This is a genomic window from Coralloluteibacterium stylophorae (assembly GCF_018122625.2).
GTDB classification, from domain to species: Bacteria; Pseudomonadota; Gammaproteobacteria; order Xanthomonadales; family Xanthomonadaceae; genus Coralloluteibacterium; species Coralloluteibacterium stylophorae.
Map to the genome: position 1 here is coordinate 45,095 of NZ_JAGQFT020000006.1, position 24,451 is coordinate 69,545.

Here is a 24,451-nt window from a genome sequence, read left to right on the forward strand (position 1 = left end):
ACGACCCGTACCGCCGCCCCAACTGACGACACTCCCGGCGGTTGCCCCCAGCGGCCATGCTCGCGGGCTTGCCCGCCACCGAGCCGCCGCATGATCCGTCGTACCGTCCTGTCCCTCGCCCTCGCGCTGGCCGCCGCGCCGGCCTTCGCCGATTCGCCGACCAAGCTGCTGCGCTTCCCCGACATCCACGGCGACCGCATCGCCTTCGTGCATGCCGGCGACATCTACGTGGTGAACGCGGCCGGCGGCACCGCGCAGCGGCTGACCTCGGGCGAGGGCGCCGAGCTGTATCCCAAGTTCTCGCCGGACGGCAGCCGCATCGCCTTCTCCGCCGAATACAACGGCACCCGCCAGGTCTACGTCATGCCGGCCGCGGGCGGCGCGCCGACCCAGCTCACCTGGTACAACGACATCGGCGCGCAGCCGCCGCGCGGCGGCACCGACTACCGCGTGCTGGACTGGACCCCGGACGGCCGCAACGTCGTGGTGCGCGCCAACCGCAACCCCAGCGGCAACCGCGACGGCCGTCCCTACCTGGTGCCCGCCGACGGCGGCATGGAGACGCCGATGCCGATCCCCGAGTCCGGCGGCGGCATGCTCTCGCCCGACGGCACGAAGTTCGTCTACACCCCGATCGACCGCGAGTTCCGCACCTGGAAGCGGTATCGGGGCGGCCGCGCCCAGGACGTATGGGTCTACGACCTCGCCGCCGACACCTCGCTGCAGCTCACCGCCGACCGCGCCACCGACCAGCAGCCGATGTGGGTCGGCGACACCGTGTACTTCGTCTCCGACCGCAACGACACGCGGCTCAACCTCTACGCGGTGGCGCCCACCGGCGGCGAGGCGCGCAAGCTCACCGCCTTCACCGATTTCGACGTGCTGTGGCCGAGCGCCGGGGCGGACGCCATCGTGTTCGAGCACGGCGGCTCGATCTGGCGCTTCGACCCGCGCGCCGGGCAGCCGGTGGAAGTGCCGATCCGCGTCGCCGGCGACTTTCCGCAGACCCTCCCCCGCTTCGTCGAGGCCGGAAAGTTCGTGGAGAGCTTCGACCTCGCGCCCGACGGCAGGCGCGCGGTGTTCGGCGCGCGCGGCGAGGTCTTCACCCTGCCCGCCGAGCACGGCACCCCGCGCAACCTCAGCCACACGCCCGACGCGCGCGAGCACAGCGTGGCGTGGTCGCCCGACGGGCGCCAGATCGCCTACCTCTCCGACGCCAGTGGCGAATACGAGCTCTACGTGCGCGCCCAGGACGGCAGCGGCGAGCCGCGGCGGATCACCACCGACGGCGACATCTGGCGCTTCGCGCCGGTGTGGTCGCCGGACTCGAAGAAGCTCGCCTTCGCCGACAAGAAGCAGCGCCTGCGCGTGGTCGACATCGCCAGCGGCCGCATCGACGAGATCGACCGCAGCGACCGCGAGGACATCACCGAGTACGCCTGGTCGCCGGACTCGCGCTGGCTGGCCTACACCAGGACCGGGCCGGGCCGGAACACCTCGATCTGGGTGCACGAACTCGCCAGCGGCCGCAGCAGCGCGCTGACCGACGGCACCAGCGCCGACCGCGAGCCGGTGTTCGACCCGGAGGGCCGCTGGCTCTACTTCCTCTCCGACCGCGACTACAACCTCGCCTTCAGCAGCTACGAGTTCAACTGGCTCTACAACGACGCCACCCGCATCTACGCCGCGGCGCTGTCCGCCGACGGGCCGGCGCTGTTCGTGCCCAGGAGCGACGAGACCGCGGTCGGCGATGCGGCGGACGACGCGGAGAAGAAGGAGGACGCCACGCCGCGGGTGCGCATCGACATCGACGGCTTCGCCGGCCGGGTGCAGCCGCTCAAGGCCCAAGCCGGCAACTACGCCGACCTCGACGCCAACGCCGACGGCGTGTTCTTCATCGAGAGCGAGGGCCGCGGCGACGGGCCGGGCACGCTGAAGTTCCTGGCCACCGAGGGCGAGACCGCCGGCAACGTCGCCGTGGCGATCGGCGACTACGCGCTGTCGGGCGACGGCAAGAAGGTCCTGGTCCAGCAGGGCGAGGCCTTCTCCATCCTCGACGCCAGCGCCGCCGGCGGCGCCGATGCGCTGTCGAAGCGGGTCGAGGACGGCAAGCTCGCCGTCGACGGCTGGACGCTGCGCATCGAGCCGCCGCGCGAGTGGCGGCAGATGTACGTCGACGCCTGGCGCATGCTGCGCGACTGGTTCTACGACCCCGGCATGCACGGCAACGACTGGAATGCGGTGCGCGCCAGGTACGAGCCGCTGGTGGCGCACGTGCACACCCGCGCCGACCTCGACTATGTGCTCGGCGAGATCGCCGGCGAGACCAACGCCGGCCACGTCTACGTGCAGTCCGGCGACGAGCCCGAGGTGGAGCGCCGGCCGGGCGGCCTGCTCGGCGCCGAGATCGTCGCCGACGCATCGGGCTACTTCCGGGTGAAGCGCATCTTCCCCGCCGATGCCGGCCAGGTCTCGGCGCGCTCGCCGCTGTCGGCGCCGGGCGTGGACGTCGACGACGGCGACTACATCCTCGCGGTGAACGGCGTCGACGCGCGCAGCGTGGAGAACGTCTACGCGCTGCTGGAGAACACCGGCGGCGACGTCGTCACCCTGCGCGTCAACGACCGCCCGGGCGAGGCGGGCGCGCACGACGAACGCGTGACCACGGTCGAGTCCGAGCAGGACCTGCGCTACACCGACTGGGTGCAGACCCGCCGCGCCCTGGTCGACCGCCTGTCCGGCGGCCGCATCGGCTACATCCACGTGCCCAACACCGCCGTCGAAGGCAGCCGCGAGCTGTTCCGCGGCCTGGTGGCCTACGCCGACAAGGACGCGCTGATCATCGACGACCGCTACAACGGTGGCGGCTTCATCCCCGACCGCCTGGTCGAGCTGCTCGCGCGCGAGCCGCTCAACTACTGGAAGCAGCGCGGCCTCGCCCCGAACGCCACGCCGCTGCTCTCGCACCGCGGGCCCAAGGCCATGCTGATCAACGGCCTGTCCAGCTCCGGCGGCGACGCCCTGCCCTTCTACTTCCGCAAGCTCGGCCTCGGCCCGATCATCGGCACCCGCACCTGGGGCGGCCTGATCGGGCTGTCGGGCAATCCCTCGCTGGCCGACAACGGCTCGATGTCGGTGCCGACCTTCAGCTTCATCAACACCGAAGGCCGCTGGGACGTGGAGAACAGGGGCGTGGCGCCGGACGTGGAGGTGATCGACCGGCCCGAGCTGGTGGCCGCCGGACGCGACCCGAGCGTGGAGAAGGCGGTCGAGATGCTGCTGCAGGAACTCGAGGCGAACCCGGTGCGGCCGTTCGTGGCGCCGCCGGCACCGACGGTGTTCCCACCGGCCGCGGACTGAGGTGCCGGAGTCGGGCTGGGGGCAGGGGCGCAGGGCGAAGTCGGGCTCAGGAACCGGGCTCCGTGCCCTACGCCCGGCTTCCCGTTTCCTGTTCCCTGTTCCCTGTTCCCTGTTCCCCGTTCCGCTCCCGCCCGGCAGCGCCGCCGGACCTCAGGCCGCCAGTGCGCCGGCCAGCGGCAGCACGGGCGTGCGCCGCAGCAGGCGCAGGCCCTGGCGCTCGAGCATGGCGTGCATGGCCTCGGCGGCGTAGGCGCGGCCGCGACGGCCGCAACGGGCGAAGATCGGATCGCAGGCGACGATCAGGGCGGCCTCGAACGCTTCCTCGTCCACGGCCTCGCGGCGCAGCGCGGGCGCCGTCGACTCGATGCGGGCGATTTCGGCGTCGATCTGGTGCGGTTGCATGGGTGACTCCATCCGGGGGCGCGCAGACTGACGAGCGGGATGTCGGTCGCGGCGTGAACGTCCGTGAGTGCGATTCAGGCTGAAGCACGGACATGACGCGGGCGTGTCGCACGCGCGACGCGCCGGTTGCCACGACCCGTGCCAAGCTCCCGGCCCAGGCCATCAGGATCCGCCGCCATGACCCTCCTCGCGAACCTGTCGGTGGCCATCGTCGCCGCGCTCCACGCCGCCTTCCTCGTGCTGGAGATGGTCCTGTGGGACAGGCCGCTCGGACGCCGCGTGTTCGGCCTGAGCCCGGAGCGGGCGGCGGCGACGCGGGTGCTGGCGGCGAACCAGGGGCTCTACAACGGTTTCCTCGCCGCCGGGCTGCTGTGGGGCCTGCTGCGCGGCGCGGCGGGCTTCGAGCTGCAGGTGTTCTTCCTCGGCTGCGTGGTCGCGGCCGGCCTCTTCGGCGGGTTCACCGCCAGCCGCGGGATCCTCTGGGTGCAGGCGGTTCCGGGGGCGGTCGCACTGGGGCTGGTGCTTGCGGCCCATCGCTTGTGAACCGGGATGGATGAAGCGGGAACGGGGAACGGGGAACGGGGACCTCGAGGTCGCGCGGATGCTGCCGATGCGCTTCGCCGGCCGGACCTGATCGCCCGCCGCGTCCTCTCGGGGAACCCGCGGCGGCGGCGATCGGCTACCCTGCGCGCCCCAGGTCCACCGCCCCACGTCCCATGCGCCGTCGTTCGTTGCTGCTCCTTCTCGCCCTGCTCGCCCCGCTGGCCGCGTCCGCCCAGGACCGCGTGCAGCAGTTCACGATCATCGACGACCGCGTCGGCGACGGCTTCGTCGCGCTGGAAGGCATGCATGCGGCGGTGACCTACACCGGCTGGGTCTACGACGCCGACGCGCCCGACCACAAGGGCCGGCAGTTCGATGCGTCCATGGATCCGGACAACCCGTTCGTGTTCCGCATCGGCACGCGGCGCGTGATCCGCGGCTGGAACATGGGCCTGCCGGGCATGCGCATCGGCGGCAAGCGCACCCTGCTGCTGCCGCCGGAGGACGCGTACGGCGCCGAGGGCGCGCCGCCGATGATCCCGCCCTACGCTTCGCTGATCTTCGAGATCGAGCTGCACGGCCTCGAGCAGCGCTGAGGCCGGCCCGGCCACGGCCGCCGCGCGCGTCCCCTCGTCGCGGGAGAGGACGCGCCGGACGCTCAGGCCGTCACCTCGTCGAGCGTCGGGTAGTCGGTGTAGCCCTCGGCGCCGCTGGCGTAGAACAGCTCCTTGCGCGGCGGGTTGAGCCCCGCGCCCTTGCGCAGGCGCGCCGGCAGGTCCGGGTTGGCGATGAAGGGCACGCCGAAGGCGACCGCGTCCGCCTTGCCCTCGCCCACCCAGGCCTGCGCGGTGGGGCCGTCGAAGGCTTCGTTGGCGATGTACACCCCGCCGAACTGCTGCTTCAGGGTCGGGCCCAGGCTGTCCGCCCCGGGATGCTCGCGGGTGCAGATGAAGGCGATGCCGCGCCGGCCCAGCTCGCGCGCGACGTGACCGAACAGCGCCGCCGGGTCGGCGTCGCCCATGCTGTGCGAATCGCCGCGCGGCGCCAGGTGCACGCCGACACGGTCGGCGCCCCATACGCCGATGACGGCGTCGGTGGCCTCCAGCAGCAGGCGCGCGCGGTTCTCGATGCTGCCGCCGTAGGCGTCGGTGCGATGGTTGCTCGTGGTCTGCAGGAACTGGTCGAGCAGGTAGCCGTTGGCGGCGTGCAGCTCGACGCCGTCGAAGCCGGCCTCGTTCGCGTTCGCAGCCGCCTGCCGGTAGGCGTCGACGATCGCGGGGATCTCCTCGATCGCCAGCGCGCGCGGCACCGGATAGGGGCGCTTCGGGCGCAGCAGGCTGACATGGCCCTCGGCGGCGATCGCGCTCGGCGCCACCGGCGCCTCGCCGTCGTGGAAGGACGGATCGGAGATGCGGCCGACGTGCCAGAGCTGCAGCACGATCCGCCCGCCCTCGGCGTGCACGGCGTCGGTGATGGCCTTCCAGCCTTCCACCTGCTCCTCGGACCAGATGCCGGGCGTATCGGGATAGCCCACGCCCAGCGGCACGATCGAGGTCGCCTCCGAGATGATCAGGCCGGCCGAGGCGCGCTGGCGGTAGTACTCGACCATCAGCGCGTTCGGCACCCGGCCGTCGCCCACCGCACGGCAGCGGGTCAGCGGCGCCATGACGACGCGGTTGGGCAGGCGCCATGCGCCCACGGTCAGCGGCTCGAACAGGTCGGACATCGGTGGCGGTTCCTTGCGATCGACGGGCGGGAGCGCCCGGGAGACCACGACACGTGGGGGCCGCCGCGGCGAGTCGGAACCCGCTCCGCTGGAACGCTGTGCTGCGCAGGCGTTCAGTCCTCGAGCGCGTAGTCGATGGTCGTCACCACGCGCACGCGCTTGCGGTCCGGCGTGTAGCTGTCGAGGTCCTCGATCGAGAAGTAGCCCTGGCTGGCGTTGCGGATCGTGCCCAGGCGGCTGCCGGAATCCTCGGCGAACTGCTCGGCCGCGCGGCGGGCGTCCGCGGTCGCCTCCGCGATCATCTCCGGCTTGATCGCCTCCAGCGCGGTGAACAGGAACTCGGTGCGGTACTCGTAGTTGGTCGACAGCACCACGCCGGCGCGCACCAGCTCGCCGGTGTGCGGCATCGCCTGCTTCACCGCGTCGACGCGCGCGGTGCGCACCAGCACCGTGGCCTCGGCCGCGTAGCGCTCGTCCGGCCGCTGCTCGCCGTAGAGGTTGGCGAAGCGGTCGGTGACCTGCGGCGAGGTGGCGGCGATGTCGCCGGCGGCGAAGCCGCGGCCCTCGAGGAACGCGCGGATCGCGGCCTCGTCGCGGGCGAGCGCCGCCTGCAGCGCGACCAGGTCGTCGGCGGTGACCGTGTAGTGCAGCGGCCACAGCGAGCGGTCGGCGGCGACCTCGCGTTCGGCCAGCCCCTTCACCGCCACGCTGCGCCCGGCGTCGCGCCAGATCTCGGCCGCGCGCCCGACGTAGCTGCCGCCCCAGGCCAGTCCGACCGCCAGCAGCAGCGCGGCGAGCACCATCGCGATGCGCGTTCCCATCGTCATGTCCATGCGTCCGGTCCGAAGATGCGTCGAGCATGCCGCATGCCGGCGCGGCGCGGCATTGCGCCGCTGCACGTCGCCGCCCGTGCACGGCGCCACGCATGATGCGGCGCAGCTTGCCTTCCGCTGCGGTACGCACGGCCTCTGGCGGTCGCCGCCCGGAGCACCGCAGCAAGGGCGCAATCCCGCGCCGCACAAGGCTTTCCGGGCGCTGCCGGTGCCGCTTCCTTGCCGTACACTACGCCGCGCCAAATCGGCGCCGATCCACCCGAACCGCTTCGAATCCCAGTTCTCTCAACAGTTTGCGGCCGACGCATCCCCACAGGACCGCCGCGCAGATGCGCGTAGCGTCCGCCGCAACGGAGCCCTTCATGATCTTCGAGACGCTTGCCACCACCGGCCACGAGCAGGTCGTGTTCTGCCACAACAAGGACGCCGGCCTGAAGGCCATCATCGCGATCCACAACACGCACCTGGGCCCGGCGCTCGGCGGCACCCGCATGTGGTCCTACGCCAACGAGCAGGAAGCCCTCAACGACGTGCTGCGCCTGTCGCGCGGCATGACCTACAAGGCCGCGGTCTCCGGCCTCAACCTCGGCGGCGGCAAGGCGGTGATCATCGGCGACCCGAACACCGACAAGTCCGAGGCGCTGTTCCGCGCCTTCGGCCGTTTCGTCGATTCGCTCGGCGGCCGCTACATCACCGCCGAGGACGTCGGCATCGACGTCAACGACATGGAATACGTGTTCCGCGAGACCGAGTACGTCACCGGGGTGCACCAGGTCCACGGCGGCTCCGGCGATCCCTCGCCGTTCACCGCGTTCGGCACGCTGCAGGGCCTGATGGCCAGCCTCGCCGTCGCCCACGGCAACGAGGACGTCGGCAGGTACAGCTACGCGGTGCAGGGCGTGGGTCACGTCGGCATGGAGTACGTCAAGCTGCTGCGCGAGCGCGGCGCCAAGGTGTTCGTCACCGACATCAACAAGGACGGCGTGCAGCGCGCGGTCGACGAGTTCGGCGCCGAAGCCGTGGGCCTGGACGAGATCTACGACACCGGCGCGGACGTGTTCTCCCCCTGCGCCCTGGGCGGCACGCTCAACGAGGCGACCATCGACCGCATCTCGGCCAGGGTCATCTGCGGCGCGGCCAACAACCAGCTCGCCAGCAACGAGATCGGCGACGAGCTCAAGCGCCGCGGCGTGCTGTACGCGCCGGACTACGCGGTCAACGCCGGCGGCCTGATGAACGTCTCGCTGGAGATCGACGGCTACAACCGCGAGCGCGCCATGCGCATGATGCGGACGATCTACTACAACCTCGGCCGCATCTACGAGATCGCGCAGCGCGACGACATCCCGACCTACCGCGCCGCCGACCGCATGGCCGAGGAGCGCATCGCGACCATCGGCAGGATCCGCCTGCCGCACATGGGCAACGGCGCGCCCCGCTTCCAGGGGCGCATGCGCGGCCAGTAAGGCGCGGCCTGCGAACGCGGCTCTCAGGGCCGCGTTCGTCGTTTCACGGCGCCGGACGCCGGCGCCGACGACACTTGCGGCACGCCCCGCAGAGGGCGGCCGCCGACGATGGGAGGAGCACACATGCGACCGATGCACCTGGGCGAGGACATCGACAGCCTGCGCGAGGCGGTGCGCCGATTCGCCGAATCCGAGATCGCGCCGCGCGCCGACCGCATAGACCGCGAGAACGCCTTTCCCGACGACCTCTGGCGCAAGCTCGGCGAGATGGGCCTGCTCGGCATCACCATCCCGGGCGAGTACGGCGGCTCGGAGATGGGCTTCCTCGCGCACCTGGTGGCGATGGAGGAGATCTCGCGCGCCTCCGGCTCGATCGGCCTGTCCTACGGCGCGCACTCCAACCTGTGCGTGCAGAACCTCTATGCCAACGGCAGTCCCGCGCAGCGCGAGAAGTACCTGCCCAGGCTCGCCAGCGGCGAGTGGGTCGGTGCGCTGGCGATGAGCGAGCCCGGCGCCGGCTCGGACGTGGTCGGCTCGATGACCTGCCGCGCCGAGCAGAAGGGCGACGTGTGGGTCGCCAACGGCAGCAAGATGTGGATCACCAATGGTCCCGACGCCGACGTGCTGCTGGTCTACATGCGCACCGCGCACCGCCCCGCCGGCAGCCGCTGCATGACCGCCTTCATCGTCGAGAAGGGGATGAAGGGCTTCAGCACCGCGCAGAAGCTGGACAAGCTCGGCATGCGCGGCTCCAACACCTGCGAGCTGGTGTTCGAGGACTGCGAGATCCCGGACGCCAACCGCGTCGGCGAGGTCAACGAGGGCGTGCGCGTGCTGATGGGCGGCCTCGATACCGAGCGCCTGGTGCTCTCCGGCGGGCCGATCGGGCTGATGCAGGCCGCGATCGACATCGCCCTGCCCTACGTGCGCGAGCGCAAGCAGTTCAATGCGCCGATCGGCACCTTCGGCATGATGCAGGCCAAGATCGCCGACATGTACACCCTGCTGCAGTCCTCGCGCGCCTATTCCTACATGGTCGCGCAGGAGTTCGACCGCGGGATCAAGTCGCGGATCGATCCGGCCGCCTGCCTGCTCAACGCCTCGCGCAACGCGGTGCAGGTGGCGCTGGAGGCGATCCAGGCGCTCGGCGGCAACGGCTACATCAACGAATACGCCACCGGGCGCCTGCTGCGCGACGCCAAGCTCTACGAGATCGGCGCCGGCACCAACGAGATCCGGCGCATGCTGATCGGCCGCGAGCTGTTCCACGGCAAGAGCTGAGGGTCCCGGCCGACCCGCGCCGCCACCCTGGAAACGACGACGGCGCCCGCGGGCGCCGTCGTGTGGTGCAGACCAGTGCGAGCTTCCGTCAGAAGCCGTAGCGGAACGAGGCCGAGAGCATGCGCGCGTCGCCGCGCTGGCCGAAGCGATGGTCGTAGTCCATCTGCAGCCAGGCGCTGCGTGCCAGCGGCATCGACAGGCCGAAGCCGACGAGCCCGCCGTACTCGGCGAGACCGACGCCGGTCAGCGGCTGCCAGTCGTCGACGCCGGTGAAGCTGGCATCGAAGACCTCGCCGCGCGCGTCCAGCGTCTCCTGCCACTGCGCACGCACGTCGAGCGTGAGCGGCCGCCCGCTGGCCAGGCGCAGGGTGCGGTCGCCGCGGACGCCGGCGATGGCCTGCCAGCGATCGGCGAAGCCGGCGTCGCTGCGCAGCCCGAAGCCGCTGCCGTCGGCCTCGCTGAAGCCGTCGCGCTCCACCCGCGCGTACTGCGCGCCCACGAACGGCGTCAGCGCCATGCCGCCCAGATGGGTGCGCATGCCGGTCTCGGCGTACAGGCTGGAGAAGTGCCCGCCGTACTCGGTCCAGACGCTGTCGACGTCCGCGCCCAGCTGCAGCATGCGGCGCACGTCCTGGTCGAAGCGGCCCGCGCCGATGCTGCCCTGCGCGTACCAGGCATCGCCGACCGCGCCGAGGTAGGCCATCGCCGTGCTGCTGCGGTTGCGGTTGCGGTCGAAGCCGCCGTCGATGCGTGCATCGCCGTCGCTGCGTCCGAAGCTGAACCCGGCGACGCCGTTGCGGCCGAAGCGCACGTCGTTGCCGACCAGCCAGCCGTCGAGGTCGAAATCCAGGCCGGCGAGTCCGGCCTGGCTCCAGCCGCCGTGCATCCCGAGGCGGTCGCTCCAGGCGCCGGCGAGGCGCGCATCGTCGAGCAGGGCGTCGAAGCGCGACGAGAGCGCACGCTGGTTGGCGTCGATGCCCTCGAACGCCAGGGCGGCACTGGCCGCGTGCACCTGTCCGGAGAGGCTCTGCAGCGTGGCCTCGGCCATGGCGGCCGAGCTGGCGCCCTGGATCGCCCCCGCCGCGCCCAGGAAGCCCTCCGGCAGCGAGCGCCCCCCTTCCGCGGCGAGCATCGTGTCGATGCTGCGGAAGGCGTTCTCGACGCGCTGCGCGGTCGGCAGCGAGGCCTGCTGGATCCGGCCGCTCGCGGCGAGCCCCGTGGCGCTGAAGGTGGTGACCAGCAGGCCGACCGCATTGGTGTCGTAGACGATGCTGGCATTGAGGAAGATGCCGTCGGCGCGGGTCAGCTCGCTGAAGATCCCGTCGACGCCACCGTCCGCGGTCAGCACCGGCACCAGCCCCGCCGGGGTGTAGCCCTCCTTGGCGCCGAGAACATGAAGCTCGCCGCCCTCGATCGTGGCGGTGCCGCCGACCTCGAGCACATAGCCCAGCTCGACCGCGAGCCGCGCGTCGGCGCCGTGGAGGTAATCGCCCTCGATCGTGAACAACACCTCCGACTCCGCGGAGGCGTCCTCGTCCGCGCCACCGATGCCGAGCACGCCGGCGTTGACCACGTCGCCGGCGACGGTGCCGAAGCCGGTCAGGCCCCCGAATTCGCCGACGCTCACGTCCGATGCGGCAAGCGTGCCGTCGATGGCGAGCAGGCCTTCCTCGATCGTGGTCGCGCCGGTGTAGGTGTTGTCGCCGGTCAGCACCAGCACGCCGTCGCCGCGCTTGACCAGGCCGCCCTCGCCGCTGATGTCGTTGTCCCAGTAGGCGATGCCGCCGGGCTCGAACGTCTCGGCGCCGTCGAAGTCGGCGACCACGTCGCCCCAGTCGAAGCGCGCGGGTCCCAGTACCGCGGCACCGACGTCGAGCAGGCCGTGGCCGAACGTCGCGTCCACGCCCGGGTCGCCGATGTCCTGCGCGGTGCCGAGCAGGGTCTGACGGACCAGGTCGTTGTCGAACCAGGGGAAGGCCTCCCACACCATCGCCGCGGCACCCGAGACCTGCGGCGCCGCGAACGAGGTGCCGCCGACGATCCAGTAGGTGGTGTCCCCGTCGATGGCGGTTTCGTCCTCGTCGATCACGATCACCTCGCCCGGCGCGACCAGGCAGTAGTCCATCGCGATGCCGCAGGCATTGGAGTAGTCGGAGAGCTGGTAGGTCTCGTCGGCGGCCCAGGCCACGCTGTCGAGCGCCGCGACCGTGAGCCAGCCGCGCTCCAATGCCGCCGCAGCGGCACCGCCCTTGCTCGGCAGCGCCGCCGAATCGCTGGGGTCAGCCATGCCGGAGTTGCCGGTCGCGAAGACCACCAGGCCGTCGTTGGCGAAGATGAAGTCCTCGTAGGCCGCGGCGAAGCGGTCGGTGGTGGCCTGCGAGTCCCAGTACAGGCCGCCCCAGGAATTGTTCATCACCCGCACGTCCGCGGCGATCAGGTCGGCGTGCACCTGGGCCAGGAACTCGGGCGTGCCGTCGTTCTCGGGCACCTCGTTGCCCTCGCCGCTGCCGTCGTCCTCCGGCGGCTCGTCGTTGATCACGCGCGCGGACACGATCTCGGCGCCGGGCGCGACGCCGCCGGGCCAGCCGCCCGCCACGTCGGCACCGGCCATGATCTGCGAGACCCAGGTGCCGTGCCCGTCGGCGTCGTCGACGGAGAGATCGTTGCTGGACGGGTCGACGTAGACGTAATGCTCGACCACGCGCCCGTCCAGGGCCACGTGGTTGCGGTTGACGCCGGTATCGATGACGCCGGTGACCACGCCGGCGCCGGTGAAGCCCGCCGCCTGCGCCACGTCGGCCCGGGTGGCGTCGAGGTGCACGTCCACCGGCGGCTCGTCCGCGCCGGGGTCCGGATTGGGTTCCGGATCGGGCTCCGGCTCCGGTGGGATGGTGGGCGGCTCCTCCACCGGCGGCGGATCCTCGTCGCGCGTGTTCGAACCGCCACCCCCACAGGCGCCAAGGCCCAGGCTCAGTACCAGTGCCACCGCCGCCGCCAGCGCGGTGCGCCGGGTCGCCATCGCTTCCACGTACATGTCCATGTCCCCGCGAGTCAGGTGCCGCCGGCGCGTTGCGCCGGCATTCAGGCGGTTGTACCGCGCCTCGCGTGAAGCCGTAAACCACCCGTTCAGGATGCCGCGCCGCCCGCGGCGGTGCCCGGGAGGCGTCCGCGGGCTGCGGCGTCGCCTCTGCGTGAACGGGGCGCATGGCGTCGGGTCAGTGCCACCCGGGCCGCCAGCCCCACCGCGAGCGGCAGCAGCCACATCAGCCACTCGAACCGGGCCTGGTCGAGTTCCGGCAGCAGGCGCGCCAGGCCGATGCCGAAGAACGCGATATGGGTGGCGATGCCGTTGCCCACCATCGCGCCGAGGTGCTCGCGCAGCCACCAGCGTGCGTCGGAAGGCGCGCGTCGGCTCTGCCGCAGCATCAGTCCGCCGCCGGTCAATCCGACGCTGGAGAAGGCCATGAGCACGGCACTGCCGACCTCCCAGCCGACCGCCAGCACCACCAGCGCGCCGGCCACGTTGAGGGCGCCGACGGTCGCATGGGCACGGCCGGTGTAGGCGGCGACCTCGCGCTTGAGGCGTACGGCGCGCCACGCGTTCCAGCAGCCGGTGGCGACCAGGAGCACCAGGTAGGCGAAGAAGGTCGCGGTGACCGTCCGGCCGTCGAGCAGGAACTTGAGGGTCATCGGCACCGCGGTGAGGGTGATGACCGCCATCGCGCCGAGGTAGGCGCGTCCGCTCCAGCGGTGCAGCCGGCCGCCCTTGCGCGCCAGGCCCGCGCCCCAGTAGGTCGCCAGCGCGGCGGTTCCCGCCGCGACGTGCAGCAGCACCACGATCCGGTACAGGTCGATCGATTGCATCAGCGCTCTCCCGGCGAAGGTATCGTCGCCCCGGCGCAGAGGCTGCGCCGGTGGCCGCTGCCGGGCAGGAGCGGATCGTCACCGGCAGCGGGTGCCGAAAGTCACCACCTGCCCCGCCGCTCCCGCAGGGAGCGATGGCGCCGCCTAGACTCGCGGCAGCCGAACCGGAGCAGCCCATGCCGTCGACTCCCGCCATCCCGCCGCAGCCGTCGGTGCCGGAGCGTCTCGCACCCTGGACGCGCCGGGATCGCGTGGACCTGCGGACACGGCTGCGCGCCCCGCTCAACGTCGCCGGCTACGTCACCTGGGCGGCGATCGCCGCGCGCATGCTGCTCGCCCTGCACGCGCGCGCGCCGGATGCGCTGATCGCCGGCATCGCCTGCCTGGGCGCATGGCTGGCGCTGTTCCTCGCCCGCATCGTGCTCGAAGGCCGCGCCCCCCCCGCGCGGCCGCCCGATGGTCGTCGTGGTGCTGCTGCAGGGTGCGGTGACGCTGGCGACGATCCTGCTGCCGCAGGGCTTCATCGCGGTGGCGCTGCTGATCGTGGTCGCGGCGCAGCTGTTCGTGCTCGTGCCGGTACGCGCGGCGATCGCGTGGATGCTCGCCTTCAACGTCGCCGTGGCGCTGGCGATGCAGCCGCACACCGGCGGGACGATGCGGCTGCTGCTGGAAATGCTGCCGCTGGTCGGCTTCCAGACCTTCGCCGCGATGACCGCCTACTACGCCAGCAGCGCCGAGCGCAGCCGCGACGCCGCGGACCGCATCAATGCCGAACTGCTGGCGACGCGGGCCCTGCTCGAGGAGAGCGCGCGCGGCGAGGAGCGCCTGCGCCTGTCGCGCGAACTGCACGACGTCGCCGGCCACACGCTGACCGCGCTCAAGCTCAACCTGCGGCGGCTGGCGCGCGACCCGGCCTGCGCCGGACACGAGGCCGTGGCGCTGGGCACGCGGCTGGCCGACGAGCTCCTCGACGACATCCGCGCGGTGGTCGGCCAGCTGCGCCGCCACGACGGCATCGGCCTGCGCGGCGCGCTCGAGGCCCTGGCGCGGCAGACGCCGGGCGTGACCGTCCGCATCGCCATGGACGACGAGCTCCGTGCGGACGGCGTCGGCGCCGCCGAGGCGCTGCTGCGCACGGCACAGGAAGCCATCACCAACGCGCTGCGGCACGGCGGCGCCGGCACGATCGAGATCCGCTGCACGCGGACCGCTGGCGCCATCGAACTGGAGGTCGTGGACGACGGTGCGGGCGCGCCGTCGATCCGTCCAGGCAATGGCCTGCGCGGCATGCGCGAGCGCGTCGAGGCGCTCGACGGACGGCTCGAGGTGACGCCACGCCAACCACGCGGCGTGCGGGTGCGCGCCGTGGTGCCGGCGCGCACGCCGGGAGCGTCGGCATGAGCGGGCGCGTGCGGGTCGCCCTGGTCGACGACCAGGCGCTGGTCCTGCGCGGGCTGGCCGCGCTGCTGGCGGACATGGGGATCGAGGTCGCGCTGGAGAGCGCCGACGCCGCACTGGTTCCGGGGGCGCTGGCGCGGCGTCCGGTCGACGTGGTGCTGAGCGACGTGCGCATGCCCGGCACGGACGGGATCGCCCTGATCCGGGCACTGCGCGAGCGCGGCGACGCCACCCCGGTGATCCTGCTCACCACCTTCGACGACAGCAGCCTGATGCTCGCCGCGGTCGAGGCCGGCGCGCAGGGCTTCCTGCTGAAGGACGCATCGCCGGAGGATCTCGCCGATGCGATCGCACGCGTCGCCCGCGGCGAGACCCTGCTGCAGCCGGTGAGCCTGGGACCGGTGCGCGCGTGGCAGACGGCGGCAGCGCCGGCGCTCGGCGCGGTGCGCCTGAGCGAGCGCGAGATCGGCATCCTGCGCCTGGTCGCCGGCGGCTACTCCAACAAGGAGATCGGCCGCAGCCTGCACCTCGCCGAGGGCACGGTGAAGAACTACATCTCGGAGCTGCTGCTCAAGCTCGACTGCCGCGACCGCACCCACGCGGTGCTGAAGGCGATCACGCAGCGGTTGATCTGAGCGGCGGGAGCCGGAGCCGGAAGCCGGGAATCGGGAATCGGGAATCGGGAATCGGGACCTGGAGAGTGGTCCGGGCCTGGGCGGCGCAGCGGCGCCGGGTCGATCACGCGGATGGTCCACGGGCGACAGGCTCATGCGGAGCGAGCGAGCCGCGACGTCTCCAGACCACGGGGTCCCGGTTCCCGATTCCCGATTCCCATTGCCGAGGCCCGGCCCCGGACGCGCCCCACCCGCAATCGCCCCTTGGTCCCTCGCGGCCGGCTGCGCCGGCCCGGCATAATGGCCCGATTCCCTCACACCGCCGGCGCGGGTGACGCGCCGCGGACCAGCACGGAGTTCCGCATGAACAACGTCGTCATCGCCGGCGCCAAGCGCACCGCCATCGGATCCTTCCAGGGCCAGTTCACCGGCGTGCCCTCGCCCGTCCTCGGCGCCACCGCCATCCGCGCGGCGCTGGCGCAGTCCGGCGTCCCGGCCGCCGAGGTCAACGAGGTGATCATGGGTTGCGTGCTGCCGGCCAACCTCGGGCAGGCGCCGGCGCGCCAGGCGGCGATCGGCGCCGGCCTGCCCGTCTCCACCGGCGCCTCCACCCTGAACAAGGTCTGCGGCTCCGGGATGAAGGCGATCATGCTCGGCGTCGACCTGATCCGCGCCGGTTCGGCCGAGATCGTGGTGGCCGGCGGCATGGAGTCGATGACCAACGCGCCGCACATGCTCAACGCCCGCGCCGGCGTCCGCTACGGCGACGGCAAGCTGGTCGACCACATGGCCTTCGACGGCCTGACCGACGCCTACAAGGGCGAGGCCATGGGCGTCTACGGCGAGGCCTGCGCCGACAAGTACTGCTTCACCCGCGAGCAGCAGGACGCCTATGCCATCGCCTCGGTGCAGCGCGCGCTGGCGGCGCAGCAGTCCGGCGCCTTCGACGACGAGATCGTCCCGGTCACCGTCAGCACCCGCAAGGGCGAGGCCGAGTTCGCCAGCGACGAACAGCCCGGACGCTCCAGCGTCGAGAAGATCCCGACCCTGCGCGCGGCCTTCCGCAAGGACGGCACCATCACCGCGGCCAGTTCCTCGAGCATTTCCGACGGCGCCGCGGCGACCGTCCTGATGGCCGAGGAGGACGCGAAGGCGCGCGGCATCGAGCCGCTGGCGCGCATCGTCGCGCACGCCACCCATTCGCAGGAGCCGGAGTGGTTCACCACCGCGCCGGTGGGCGCGATCGGCAAGGTGCTGGACAAGGCCGGCTGGACGATCGACGACGTCGACCTGTTCGAGATCAACGAGGCCTTCGCGGTGGTCGCGATGACGCCGATGAAGGAGCTCGGCATCCCGCACGAGAAGCTCAACGTGCATGGCGGCGCCTGCGCGCTCGGGCACCCGATCGGTGCCTCCGGTGCGCGCCTGGTGGTGACGCTGGCCTACGCGATGAAGCTGCGCGGCGCGCGGCGCGGCATCGCCACGCTGTGCATCGGCGGCGGCGAGGCAACGGCGATCGCCATCGAGGCGATCTGAGGCATGACCTTCGACGCTTGACACTCCCTTGACACGGCGTGAAGGCCGCCCATGATGTGCGGGCGCCTTCACGCGCTTCATCCACCCATTCAAAGGATGTCCCATGTCGATCAACAAGACCCTGCTCGCCCTGGCCATGGGCTTCGCCCTGGCTGCCTGCAGCAACGAGCAGCAGGCCCAGAACGCGGCGGAAGACGCCGCCGAGTCCGCCGCTGAGGCGCAGCAGGCCGCCACCGAGGCCGCCGCCTCCGAGGGCGCCGTCGCCGCCGACGCCGCCGCGACCGCCGCCGACCAGGCCGAGGCCGCCGCCGAGCAGGCCGCCGCCGAAGCCGAGCAGGCCGAGCGCACCACCGACGGTGCCGTCGAGGACACCGCCGCCGACGCCGCGCAGGAAGCGGCCGACGCCGCCGAGGATGCCGCCGACACGGCCGAGGACGCCGCCGACGGCGACGTCGAGGAGCCGGTGCACGAAGGCCACTGAGCCGACGTCCGGCAGCACCCGGAAACCGCCGCACTTCGGTGCGGCGGTTTCTTTTTGGCGCCTGGACGGCGCCGCGTTCACGGCGGTTGGATGCGCCCGGCTCCTAGAGTGGATCCTCATCCCTCCACCCGAGGACAGCCATGAAGACTCCGCACATCCTGTTCGCCTCCGCACTGGCTCTTGCCGCCACCCAGCTCGCCGCCTGCCACGCCGACACGCCCGAGGGCGAGGCGCGCGAGGCGCAGGCCGAACGGTCGTGGGAAGAGGCGGGTGCCGAGGTGCGCCAGGCCGCCTCGGCCACCGGTGAGGCGATCGGGGACAGCACCCGCACCGCCGCCGAGCGCACCGGTGCCGCCATGCAGGAGGCCGGCCAGGACCTCGAGCACGCGGCGGCGCACGACGACGACGAGGTGCCGCCGGCCGACGCCGAACCGCCGCGCGGCGATTGACCGCCGATGTGATGCGGCGCGGCTAGGTCGTGCCGCGGGCGGTCCGTACACTGCGGCGTTCCGCCCGCTCCCGCCGCATCCATGCCCGTCATCCAGTCCCGCGTCGATCCCCGTTCCGCCGAGTTCCTGAGCAATGCCGGGCAGGCGCGGGCCCTGCTCGACGAACTCGAACGCCGCCTCGCCCGCGCCGCCGACGGCGGCGGCGAGGCCGCGCGCGACAGGCACGTCGCGCGCGGCAAGCTGCTGCCGCGCGAGCGCATCGACGCCCTCCTCGATCCGGGTTCGCCGTTCCTGGAGATCGCGCCGCTCGCCGCCGAGGACATGTACGACGGCCAGGCGCCGGCCGCAGGGGTGGTCGCCGGCATCGGCCGCATCCACGGCATGGAGGTGGTGGTCGTCGCCAACGACGCCACGGTCAAGGGCGGCACCTACTTCCCGCTGACGGTCAAGAAGCATCTGCGCGCGCAGGCCGTCGCCGAGGAGAACCATCTGCCCTGCGTCTACCTGGTCGACTCCGGCGGCGCCTTCCTGCCGATGCAGGACGAGGTCTTCCCCGACCGCGAGCACTTCGGCCGCATCTTCTACAACCAGGCGCGGATGAGCGCGAAGAACATTCCGCAGGTCGCGGTGGTGATGGGCTCGTGCACCGCCGGCGGTGCCTACGTGCCGGCGATGTGCGACGAATCGATCATCGTGCGCGAGCAGGGCACGATCTTCCTCGGCGGGCCGCCGCTGGTGAAGGCGGCGACCGGCGAGGTGGTCGACGCCGAGACGCTCGGCGGCGCCGACGTGCACACCCGCGTGTCAGGCGTGGCCGACCATTTCGCTGAGGACGACACCCATGCGCTGGCGATCGCGCGCGACGTGGTCAGGCACTTCAACCGGCGCAGGCCGGCGCAGCTCGCGCTGGAACCGGCGCGCGAGCCGGCCTACCCGGTCGAGGAGATGTACGGCCTGATCCCGGCCGACACGCGCAAGCCGTTCCCGATCCGCGAGGTGATCGCGCGCACCGTAGACGCCTCGGAGTTCCAGGAGTTCAAGCCGCGCTTCGGCAGCACCCTGGTCACCGGCTTCGCCCACATCCACGGCATGCCGGTGGGCGTGATCGCCAACGACGGCATCCTGTTCGCCGAGTCGGCGCTCAAGGGCGCGCATTTCATCGAGCTGTGCAACCAGCGCAACGTGCCGCTGGTGTTCCTGCAGAACATCACCGGCTTCATGGTCGGCAGGAAGTACGAGAACGCCGGGATCGCCAAGGACGGTGCCAAGATGGTCACCGCCGTGGCCTGCTCGCACGTGCCCAAGCTCACCGTGGTGGTCGGCGGCAGCTTCGGCGCCGGCAACTACGCGATGTGCGGCCGCGCCTATGGCGCCCGCTTCCTGTGGATGTGGCCGAACGCGCGCATCTCGGTGATGGGCGGCGAGCAGGCTGCAAGCGTGCTCGCCACCGTGCGCCGCGACGGCATCGAGGCCAGGGGCGGCAGCTGGAGCGCGGAGGAGGAAGACGCGTTCAAGGCGCCCATCCGCCAGCAGTACGAGGACCAGGGCAGCCCCTGGTACGCCACCGCCCGCCTGTGGGACGACGGCATCATCGACCCCGCCGACACCCGTCGAGTCCTCGGCCTCGGCCTCTCCGCCGCGCTCAACGCCCCGATTGAGCGGGAGCGGTTCGGGGTGTTTCGGATGTGAGGTGGTGGCGGGAACGGAACGGGGTCTACTGCTTTGGACGCGGGAACCGGGACTCGGGAATCGGGACCTGGCGGTAGAGGAGAATGACGGCGCTCTCACTCCGAGCCAGGAGGAGCTCCTGTTCCCTGTTCCCTGTTCCCGTCACCTGTTCCGTGTCCAACCAGCGCTCACCCAGCATCCCGCGCCACACCCCAGGTCCCCAATCCCGATTCCCTCTTCCCGCCCCACCCCACCCCAGGTCCCTCTTCCCGCCCCACCTAGACCCGCACGAACACCGCCGCCACCACCGCCAGCACCAGCACCACGCGGCCGTAGCGGTAGAGCCTGGGATTGCGCTTCTTGAAGCCCTTGCGCCACACGCCAACGTGGTGGGCCAGGCCGTAGAGGCGGTTGATGAGGCCGACGCGCTCGCCCTGCTGGCCGGCGTTGCCGGTCGAGGTGGCGCGGCCCATGACGGTGCTGACGAGGCGGTTGAAGCCGCGCAGCAGCGGCGTGTGCAGCGGACGCTCGATGTCGCAGAACAGGATCACCCGCGTGCGGTCGCTGCGGTTCTCGGCCCAGTGCACGTAGGTCTCGTCGAACATGACGTCCCGGCCGTCGCGCCACGAGTAGCTCTCGCCGTCGACGACGATGCGGCAGTCGTCGGAATTCGGCGTGATCAGGCCGAGGTGGTAGCGCAGCGAGCCGGCGAACGGGTCGCGGTGCGGGCTGAGCTTCGCGCCCGGCGGCAGCAGGGCGAACATCGCCGCCTTGCAGTTGGGCAGCGCGTTGACCAGCCTCACCGTCTCCGGGCACAGCGCCTGCGCCGAGGGCAGCGCCTCGCCGTACCACTTCAGATAGAAGCGCTTCCAGCCTTCCTTGAAGAAGGAATTGAAGCTGGCGTCGTTGTTGGCCTCGGCGGCGCGGATGTAGCCCGCGTCGAACAGGCGCGCCGCCTCGTCGCGGATCGTCTCCCAGTTGTCGCGCAGGAGCGCGAGTTCGGGGAAGCGACCGAGATCCAGGTAGGGCTTCACCGGCACCGAGGAGAAGCCGTAGGCCAGCAGGTTGTACGGCGCGAAGAACGCGGAGTGGTTCACCAGCTGCCGGCGCAGCGGCAGGCGCACGCGGCCGTGGGTGAAGTGCACCAGCAGCACGCAGGCGAGGAAGGCGTAGATGACCAGGGCCACCGGCCCCAGGAGATTGATCTGCATGACAGGAGCTCCGGGCGGCACCCGCGCCGCCGGGGCGCAGTATCGCGCGCGAGCCCGGCGCGGGCATCCAGCGGCGGCGCAACGCTCCGGTACGGGACCTACAGGTGTCCGAACATGGCCGCCATCTTCGCGGGCGTCGGGTTCTCGACCACGCCCAGCTCGGTCACGATCACGTCGATCAGCTCGGCGGGCGTGACGTCGAACACCGGGTTCCAGGCCTCCACGCCCTCGGCCACCAGGCGTGCGCCGCCGTAGCCGAGGAGCTCGTTGCTGTCGCGCAGCTCGATCTCGATGCCGGCGCCGTCGGGCGTGCCCATGTCGACGGTCGACGACGGCGCCACCACCATGAACTTCACCCCGAGGTGGCGCGCCGCGATCGCGAGCTGGTAGCTGCCGATCTTGTTGGCGGTGTCGCCATTGGCGCAGATGCGGTCGGCGCCGATGACCACCCACTGCACCCCGCCGGCCTTCATCAGGTGCGCACCGGCGGAGTCTGCGATGAGCGTGGCGGGGATGCCGTCCTGCTGCAGTTCCCACACGGTCAGCCGCGCGCCCTGCAGCCAGGGCCGCGTCTCGCCGGCGAACACGCGCTCGATGTGGCCCGAGGCCACGCCGGCACGGATCACGCCCAGCGCGGTGCCGAAGCCGGAGGTCGCCAGCGAACCGGTGTTGCAGTGGGTGAGCACGCCGCTGCCCGGCGCGATGAGCGCGGCGCCGAGCTCGCCCATGCGCCGGTTCGCGACCAGGTCCTCGGCCGCGATCGCCGCCGCCTCGCGCTCCAGCACGTAGCGCCAGTCCTCGCCCGCCGCCTCCAGCACCCGGCGCATGCGCGCCAGCGCCCAGGCCAGGTTGACCGCGGTCGGCCGCGCCGCGTGCAGGCGCCGGAACACCGGGTCGAGCCGGGCGGAGGCCGCCTGCCCGTCGGCCGCGTCCTCCAGGTCGCGCGCGGCCAGCACCACGCCCCAGGCCGCGGCGATGCCGATCGCCGGCGCCCCGCGCACGACCAGGTCGGCGATGGCGCCGGCGACATCGTCGGCCGTCTCGCAGACCACGTAGTCGACCTCGCCGGGCAGGCGGCGCTGGTCGAGCAGTTCGAGGGTGTCGCCTTCCCGGCGGATCGGGCGGATGCGGTCGTAGCGGTCGAAATCGAGCATGGGATCGGCGTGCGGAGGGGCGCCGCGCAGCGTACCGGATCCGCTGCCGGCCGGCTCAACGCCCGCGGCGGCCGCCAGCGACCCGGAACTCGGCGTCGCAGCCCTCGTCCACCCATATCCCGCCGCGGTCGACACCCCAGTTGCGCCCCTGCCGGCAGTCGGTCTTCGAACGCTGGCGCACCAGCTCCACGCGCGCGCCGCGCACGTCCGCATCGCAGTGGTTGTAGTCGAAGTCGTAGGACTTGCAGCGGAAGGTCCGGGCGCCGTCGCCGCGCCCGCCGTGTTCCCAGCCGCCACGCGCGCCGCTGCGGAACTCGGCATCGCAGCCGTCGTCGACCCACACGCCGTCGCGGTCCCAGCCCCAGTTGCGGCCGCGCACGCAGCGCGTCTTCGAGTGCTGGTGCACGAGCTCCACGCCGCCGCGCGTGTCGAGGTCGCAGTGGCGGTAGTCGAAATCGTCGGACTTGCAGCGCCTGCTCCCGTCGCGATCCCCTCGTGCGGCATGGGCGTCAGCGGCGGACAGCGACATCGCCACGCACGCGAGAACGGTGACGCAGGCCAGGGAGGACGGGGTCGCACGCATTGGGGATCATCCTGTCGACGGCGGTGCGGCGCAGTCTGGGAAGCCGGCGATGAACCGGCCGGGAGCGCCGCAGCCTGCGCATGCGACGGAATACCCGCGCCGCCGCGTGCCAGAGGCGGTGGCCGGCGACCGGCTAGACTGTCCCTTTTCCCGGCAGGCCCCTCCCGCATGCGCTCGTCGCCTCACCGCATCCAATGGGGCCTGCTCGTCGCCGCGCTGTTGTTCACGCTGATCGGCATCGGGGTCTACCTCGGCGCGCAGCGTTCGATCAGCGATGCGCGCTGGGTCTCCCACACCAACGCGGTGATCGGCCGCATCGACGAGATCCAGGCGCTGCTGCGCGAGGCCGAATCCACGCAGCGCGGCTACCTGCTTACCGGCAGCATCGAGGCGCTGGCCGACTACCGCAACGCGATCGGCGACCTGCCGCGCGCGCTCGACGGACTCGAGGCCGTCGTCGCCGACAATCCGGCGCAGCAGGCGCGCGCCGGACGCCTGCGCGGGCTGGTCCAGACCCGCCTGCAGCAGCTCGGCGCCACCCTCGACCGGTTCCGCACGGGCGGGCTCGGCGCCGCGCAGCGCGCCATCGACGCCCATTCGCTCGACGTCTCGCATGCCATCGGCGAACTCGGCCGCGACATGGTCGCGGTGGAGAAGGGCCTGCTGGCGCGGCGCAGCGCATCCAGCGCCGCCAGCTCGCGGCTGCTGCTCGCGCTGTCGACGCTCGGCATCCTCGCCGGGCTGGCCATCGTCGCCGCGGTCTACGTGATGCTCCGCCGCGAGATGCGGCAGCGCGCGCGCGCCGAAGCCGCGTCCGCCGAGGCGCTGGCCCGGCTGGAGGCGGGCAACGGGGAGCTGCGGCGCAGCGGCGAGGACCTGCACACCCTCGGCCGCTACGCGGGCATGCTGCAGAGTTGCCAGAACGTCGAGGAGGCGGTCGAGGTCACCCGCGTCAGCCTCACCGCCCTGTTCCCCGGCCACGCCGGCTGCGTCTACCTGATGCGCGCCTCGCGCGACCACCTGGAACGCATGTGCGCCTGGGGCGCGGCGCCGACCGAGGCGGAAACCGCCTTCCTGCCCGACGAGTGCTGGGCCCTGCGCCGCTCGCAGTCCTACCTGGTCCACGATTCGCGCCAGGAGCTCCTGTGCGGCCACGTCCACGCGCCCGCGCAGGCGGCCGTCAACACGCTGTGCCTGCCGCTGTTCGCCCAGGGCGAGGGCTTCGGCGTCCTGCACCTGGCCGCCGCCGGCACCGACGGCACCCTGCGGGTCGAGATCGCCGCCGCCGCCGCGGAGCAGCTCTCGCTCGCCCTGAGCAACCTGCGCCTGCGCGAACGCCTGCGCCAGCAGTCGATCCGCGACCCGCTCACCGGTCTCTACAACCGCCGCTACCTCGAGGAATCGCTGCTGCGCGACCTCGCCCGCTGTGCGCGCCGGACGATGCCGCTGGCGGTGCTGATGCTCGACCTCGACCGCTTCAAGGCCTTCAACGACACCCACGGCCATGCCGGGGGCGACGCCCTGCTCGCCGAATTCGGGCGCCTGCTGCAGAGCCAGGTCCGCGGCGAGGACGTCGCCTGCCGCTACGGCGGCGAGGAGTTCACCCTGATCCTGCCGGAGGCCGACGCGGACACCGCGCTCGCGCGCGCCGAGGCGATCCGTGCGGCGACGCGCGAGTTGCGCGTGGTCGCCGGCGGCAGGCCGCTGCCGGCGGTGAGCGTCTCGATCGGGCTGGCGATGTTCCCCGCGGTCGCCGAGACCGGCACCGGGCTGCTCGAGGCCGCCGACGCGGCGCTCTACCAGGCCAAGGCCGAGGGCCGGGACCGGGTCGTGCCTGCGCAGCGCGGCATGGCGCGCCGGCGCGACGCGCTCGGCGCCTGAG

20 protein-coding genes are annotated in these 24,451 nt (G+C 72.2%); 12 read left to right on the forward strand and 8 right to left on the reverse strand.

The window, feature by feature from the left end; all coding sequences use genetic code 11:
- Positions 1-90 precede the first annotated feature (90 nt).
- Positions 91-3,360 (forward strand): S41 family peptidase, encoded by a 3,270-nt coding sequence (locus tag KB893_RS10220; RefSeq protein WP_213173659.1) that lies wholly within the window; start codon positions 91-93, stop codon positions 3,358-3,360.
- Positions 3,361-3,510: 150 nt separating this feature from the next.
- On the opposite strand, the gene KB893_RS10225 is transcribed toward KB893_RS10220, so the two are convergent.
- A complete protein-coding gene (locus tag KB893_RS10225) occupies positions 3,511-3,762 on the reverse strand; it encodes a hypothetical protein (RefSeq protein WP_213173660.1) in 252 nt (83 codons plus the stop codon).
- Between the two features lie 177 nt (positions 3,763-3,939).
- Here KB893_RS10225 and KB893_RS10230 point away from each other — a divergent pair, with 177 nt between their 5' ends.
- Positions 3,940-4,305 (forward strand): DUF1304 domain-containing protein, encoded by a 366-nt coding sequence (locus KB893_RS10230; RefSeq protein WP_211927717.1) that lies wholly within the window; start codon positions 3,940-3,942, stop codon positions 4,303-4,305.
- 173 nt (positions 4,306-4,478) lie between these two features.
- Positions 4,479-4,901 (forward strand): FKBP-type peptidyl-prolyl cis-trans isomerase, encoded by a 423-nt coding sequence (locus KB893_RS10235; RefSeq protein ID WP_211927716.1) that lies wholly within the window; start codon positions 4,479-4,481, stop codon positions 4,899-4,901.
- 62 nt (positions 4,902-4,963) lie between these two features.
- Here the strand turns inward: KB893_RS10235 and KB893_RS10240 are convergent, their stop codons facing one another.
- Both KB893_RS10240 and KB893_RS10245 read right to left on the reverse strand, forming a co-directional pair.
- Positions 4,964-6,031, reverse strand: a complete 1,068-nt coding sequence (locus KB893_RS10240) for an alkene reductase (RefSeq protein WP_211927715.1) — start codon at positions 6,029-6,031, stop codon at positions 4,964-4,966.
- Between the two features lie 113 nt (positions 6,032-6,144).
- On the reverse strand, positions 6,145-6,858 hold the full coding sequence (locus tag KB893_RS10245; protein ID WP_211927714.1) for an SIMPL domain-containing protein: 714 nt from the start codon (positions 6,856-6,858) through the stop codon (positions 6,145-6,147).
- 368 nt (positions 6,859-7,226) lie between these two features.
- Here KB893_RS10245 and KB893_RS10250 point away from each other — a divergent pair, with 368 nt between their 5' ends.
- On the forward strand, positions 7,227-8,330 hold the full coding sequence (locus KB893_RS10250) for a Glu/Leu/Phe/Val dehydrogenase dimerization domain-containing protein (protein ID WP_213173661.1): 1,104 nt from the start codon (positions 7,227-7,229) through the stop codon (positions 8,328-8,330).
- Positions 8,331-8,453: 123 nt separating this feature from the next.
- Positions 8,454-9,611, forward strand: coding sequence for an isovaleryl-CoA dehydrogenase (locus tag KB893_RS10255; RefSeq protein ID WP_213173662.1), 1,158 nt, complete (start codon positions 8,454-8,456; stop codon positions 9,609-9,611).
- 88 nt (positions 9,612-9,699) lie between these two features.
- Here the strand turns inward: KB893_RS10255 and KB893_RS10260 are convergent, their stop codons facing one another.
- On the reverse strand, positions 9,700-12,645 hold the full coding sequence (locus tag KB893_RS10260; RefSeq protein ID WP_246505581.1) for an autotransporter serine protease: 2,946 nt from the start codon (positions 12,643-12,645) through the stop codon (positions 9,700-9,702).
- Positions 12,646-12,737: 92 nt separating this feature from the next.
- On the reverse strand, positions 12,738-13,475 hold the full coding sequence (locus KB893_RS10265) for a DUF2306 domain-containing protein (protein ID WP_211928035.1): 738 nt from the start codon (positions 13,473-13,475) through the stop codon (positions 12,738-12,740).
- A gap of 456 nt (positions 13,476-13,931) precedes the next feature.
- Between KB893_RS10265 and KB893_RS10270 the strand changes: the two genes are divergently transcribed.
- The 6 genes from KB893_RS10270 to KB893_RS10295 all read left to right on the forward strand — a co-directional run bounded on the left by KB893_RS10270 (position 13,932) and on the right by KB893_RS10295 (position 19,642).
- Positions 13,932-14,876 carry a sensor histidine kinase gene (locus KB893_RS10270; RefSeq protein ID WP_213173663.1) on the forward strand — a complete coding sequence of 315 codons (945 nt, stop codon included), beginning with the start codon at positions 13,932-13,934 and terminating at the stop codon, positions 14,874-14,876.
- A complete protein-coding gene (locus tag KB893_RS10275) occupies positions 14,873-15,508 on the forward strand; it encodes a response regulator (RefSeq protein ID WP_211927175.1) in 636 nt (211 codons plus the stop codon). The genes KB893_RS10270 and KB893_RS10275 overlap by 4 nt, the downstream gene beginning before the upstream one ends.
- Before the next feature lie 342 nt (positions 15,509-15,850).
- Entirely contained in the window at positions 15,851-17,023 is a 1,173-nt protein-coding gene (locus tag KB893_RS10280) for a thiolase family protein (protein WP_211927176.1), read from the forward strand.
- A gap of 103 nt (positions 17,024-17,126) precedes the next feature.
- Positions 17,127-17,504, forward strand: coding sequence for a hypothetical protein (locus tag KB893_RS10285; protein ID WP_211927177.1), 378 nt, complete (start codon positions 17,127-17,129; stop codon positions 17,502-17,504).
- Between the two features lie 140 nt (positions 17,505-17,644).
- Positions 17,645-17,953 (forward strand): hypothetical protein, encoded by a 309-nt coding sequence (locus KB893_RS10290; protein ID WP_211927178.1) that lies wholly within the window; start codon positions 17,645-17,647, stop codon positions 17,951-17,953.
- A gap of 81 nt (positions 17,954-18,034) precedes the next feature.
- Complete coding sequence (locus KB893_RS10295) at positions 18,035-19,642, forward strand: carboxyl transferase domain-containing protein (protein WP_211927179.1); 1,608 nt, start codon at positions 18,035-18,037, stop codon at positions 19,640-19,642.
- 257 nt (positions 19,643-19,899) lie between these two features.
- Here KB893_RS10295 and KB893_RS10300 read toward each other — a convergent pair whose 3' ends face one another.
- The 3 genes from KB893_RS10300 to KB893_RS10310 all read right to left on the reverse strand — a co-directional run bounded on the left by KB893_RS10300 (position 19,900) and on the right by KB893_RS10310 (position 22,569).
- Positions 19,900-20,832, reverse strand: coding sequence for an aspartyl/asparaginyl beta-hydroxylase domain-containing protein (locus tag KB893_RS10300; RefSeq protein ID WP_211927180.1), 933 nt, complete (start codon positions 20,830-20,832; stop codon positions 19,900-19,902).
- Positions 20,833-20,930: 98 nt separating this feature from the next.
- Positions 20,931-21,986, reverse strand: a complete 1,056-nt coding sequence (gene mtnA / locus KB893_RS10305) for an S-methyl-5-thioribose-1-phosphate isomerase (protein ID WP_211927181.1) — start codon at positions 21,984-21,986, stop codon at positions 20,931-20,933.
- 55 nt (positions 21,987-22,041) lie between these two features.
- Positions 22,042-22,569 carry a DUF3011 domain-containing protein gene (locus KB893_RS10310; RefSeq protein WP_211927182.1) on the reverse strand — a complete coding sequence of 176 codons (528 nt, stop codon included), beginning with the start codon at positions 22,567-22,569 and terminating at the stop codon, positions 22,042-22,044.
- A gap of 168 nt (positions 22,570-22,737) precedes the next feature.
- Between KB893_RS10310 and KB893_RS10315 the strand changes: the two genes are divergently transcribed.
- Complete coding sequence (locus KB893_RS10315) at positions 22,738-24,450, forward strand: diguanylate cyclase (protein WP_211927183.1); 1,713 nt, start codon at positions 22,738-22,740, stop codon at positions 24,448-24,450.
- The last annotated feature ends 1 nt before the right edge of the window (position 24,451 follow it).

Excerpts from the sequence above, each read along its gene's own strand:
- KB893_RS10220 (WP_213173659.1), top strand. The coding sequence starts at position 91 with ATGATCCGTCGTACCGTCCTGTCCCTCGCCCTCGCGCTGGCCGCCGCG.
- KB893_RS10225 (WP_213173660.1), bottom strand. The coding sequence starts at position 3,762 with ATGCAACCGCACCAGATCGACGCCGAAATCGCCCGCATCGAGTCGACG.
- KB893_RS10230 (WP_211927717.1), top strand. The coding sequence starts at position 3,940 with ATGACCCTCCTCGCGAACCTGTCGGTGGCCATCGTCGCCGCGCTCCAC.
- KB893_RS10235 (WP_211927716.1), top strand. The coding sequence starts at position 4,479 with ATGCGCCGTCGTTCGTTGCTGCTCCTTCTCGCCCTGCTCGCCCCGCTG.
- KB893_RS10240 (WP_211927715.1), bottom strand. The coding sequence starts at position 6,031 with ATGTCCGACCTGTTCGAGCCGCTGACCGTGGGCGCATGGCGCCTGCCC.
- KB893_RS10245 (WP_211927714.1), bottom strand. The coding sequence starts at position 6,858 with ATGACGATGGGAACGCGCATCGCGATGGTGCTCGCCGCGCTGCTGCTG.
- KB893_RS10250 (WP_213173661.1), top strand. The coding sequence starts at position 7,227 with ATGATCTTCGAGACGCTTGCCACCACCGGCCACGAGCAGGTCGTGTTC.
- KB893_RS10255 (WP_213173662.1), top strand. The coding sequence starts at position 8,454 with ATGCGACCGATGCACCTGGGCGAGGACATCGACAGCCTGCGCGAGGCG.
- KB893_RS10260 (WP_246505581.1), bottom strand. The coding sequence starts at position 12,645 with ATGTACGTGGAAGCGATGGCGACCCGGCGCACCGCGCTGGCGGCGGCG.
- KB893_RS10265 (WP_211928035.1), bottom strand. The coding sequence starts at position 13,475 with ATGCAATCGATCGACCTGTACCGGATCGTGGTGCTGCTGCACGTCGCG.
- KB893_RS10270 (WP_213173663.1), top strand. The coding sequence starts at position 13,932 with ATGGTCGTCGTGGTGCTGCTGCAGGGTGCGGTGACGCTGGCGACGATC.
- KB893_RS10275 (WP_211927175.1), top strand. The coding sequence starts at position 14,873 with ATGAGCGGGCGCGTGCGGGTCGCCCTGGTCGACGACCAGGCGCTGGTC.
- KB893_RS10280 (WP_211927176.1), top strand. The coding sequence starts at position 15,851 with ATGAACAACGTCGTCATCGCCGGCGCCAAGCGCACCGCCATCGGATCC.
- KB893_RS10285 (WP_211927177.1), top strand. The coding sequence starts at position 17,127 with ATGTCGATCAACAAGACCCTGCTCGCCCTGGCCATGGGCTTCGCCCTG.
- KB893_RS10290 (WP_211927178.1), top strand. The coding sequence starts at position 17,645 with ATGAAGACTCCGCACATCCTGTTCGCCTCCGCACTGGCTCTTGCCGCC.
- KB893_RS10295 (WP_211927179.1), top strand. The coding sequence starts at position 18,035 with ATGCCCGTCATCCAGTCCCGCGTCGATCCCCGTTCCGCCGAGTTCCTG.
- KB893_RS10300 (WP_211927180.1), bottom strand. The coding sequence starts at position 20,832 with ATGCAGATCAATCTCCTGGGGCCGGTGGCCCTGGTCATCTACGCCTTC.
- mtnA (WP_211927181.1), bottom strand. The coding sequence starts at position 21,986 with ATGCTCGATTTCGACCGCTACGACCGCATCCGCCCGATCCGCCGGGAA.
- KB893_RS10310 (WP_211927182.1), bottom strand. The coding sequence starts at position 22,569 with ATGCGTGCGACCCCGTCCTCCCTGGCCTGCGTCACCGTTCTCGCGTGC.
- KB893_RS10315 (WP_211927183.1), top strand. The coding sequence starts at position 22,738 with ATGCGCTCGTCGCCTCACCGCATCCAATGGGGCCTGCTCGTCGCCGCG.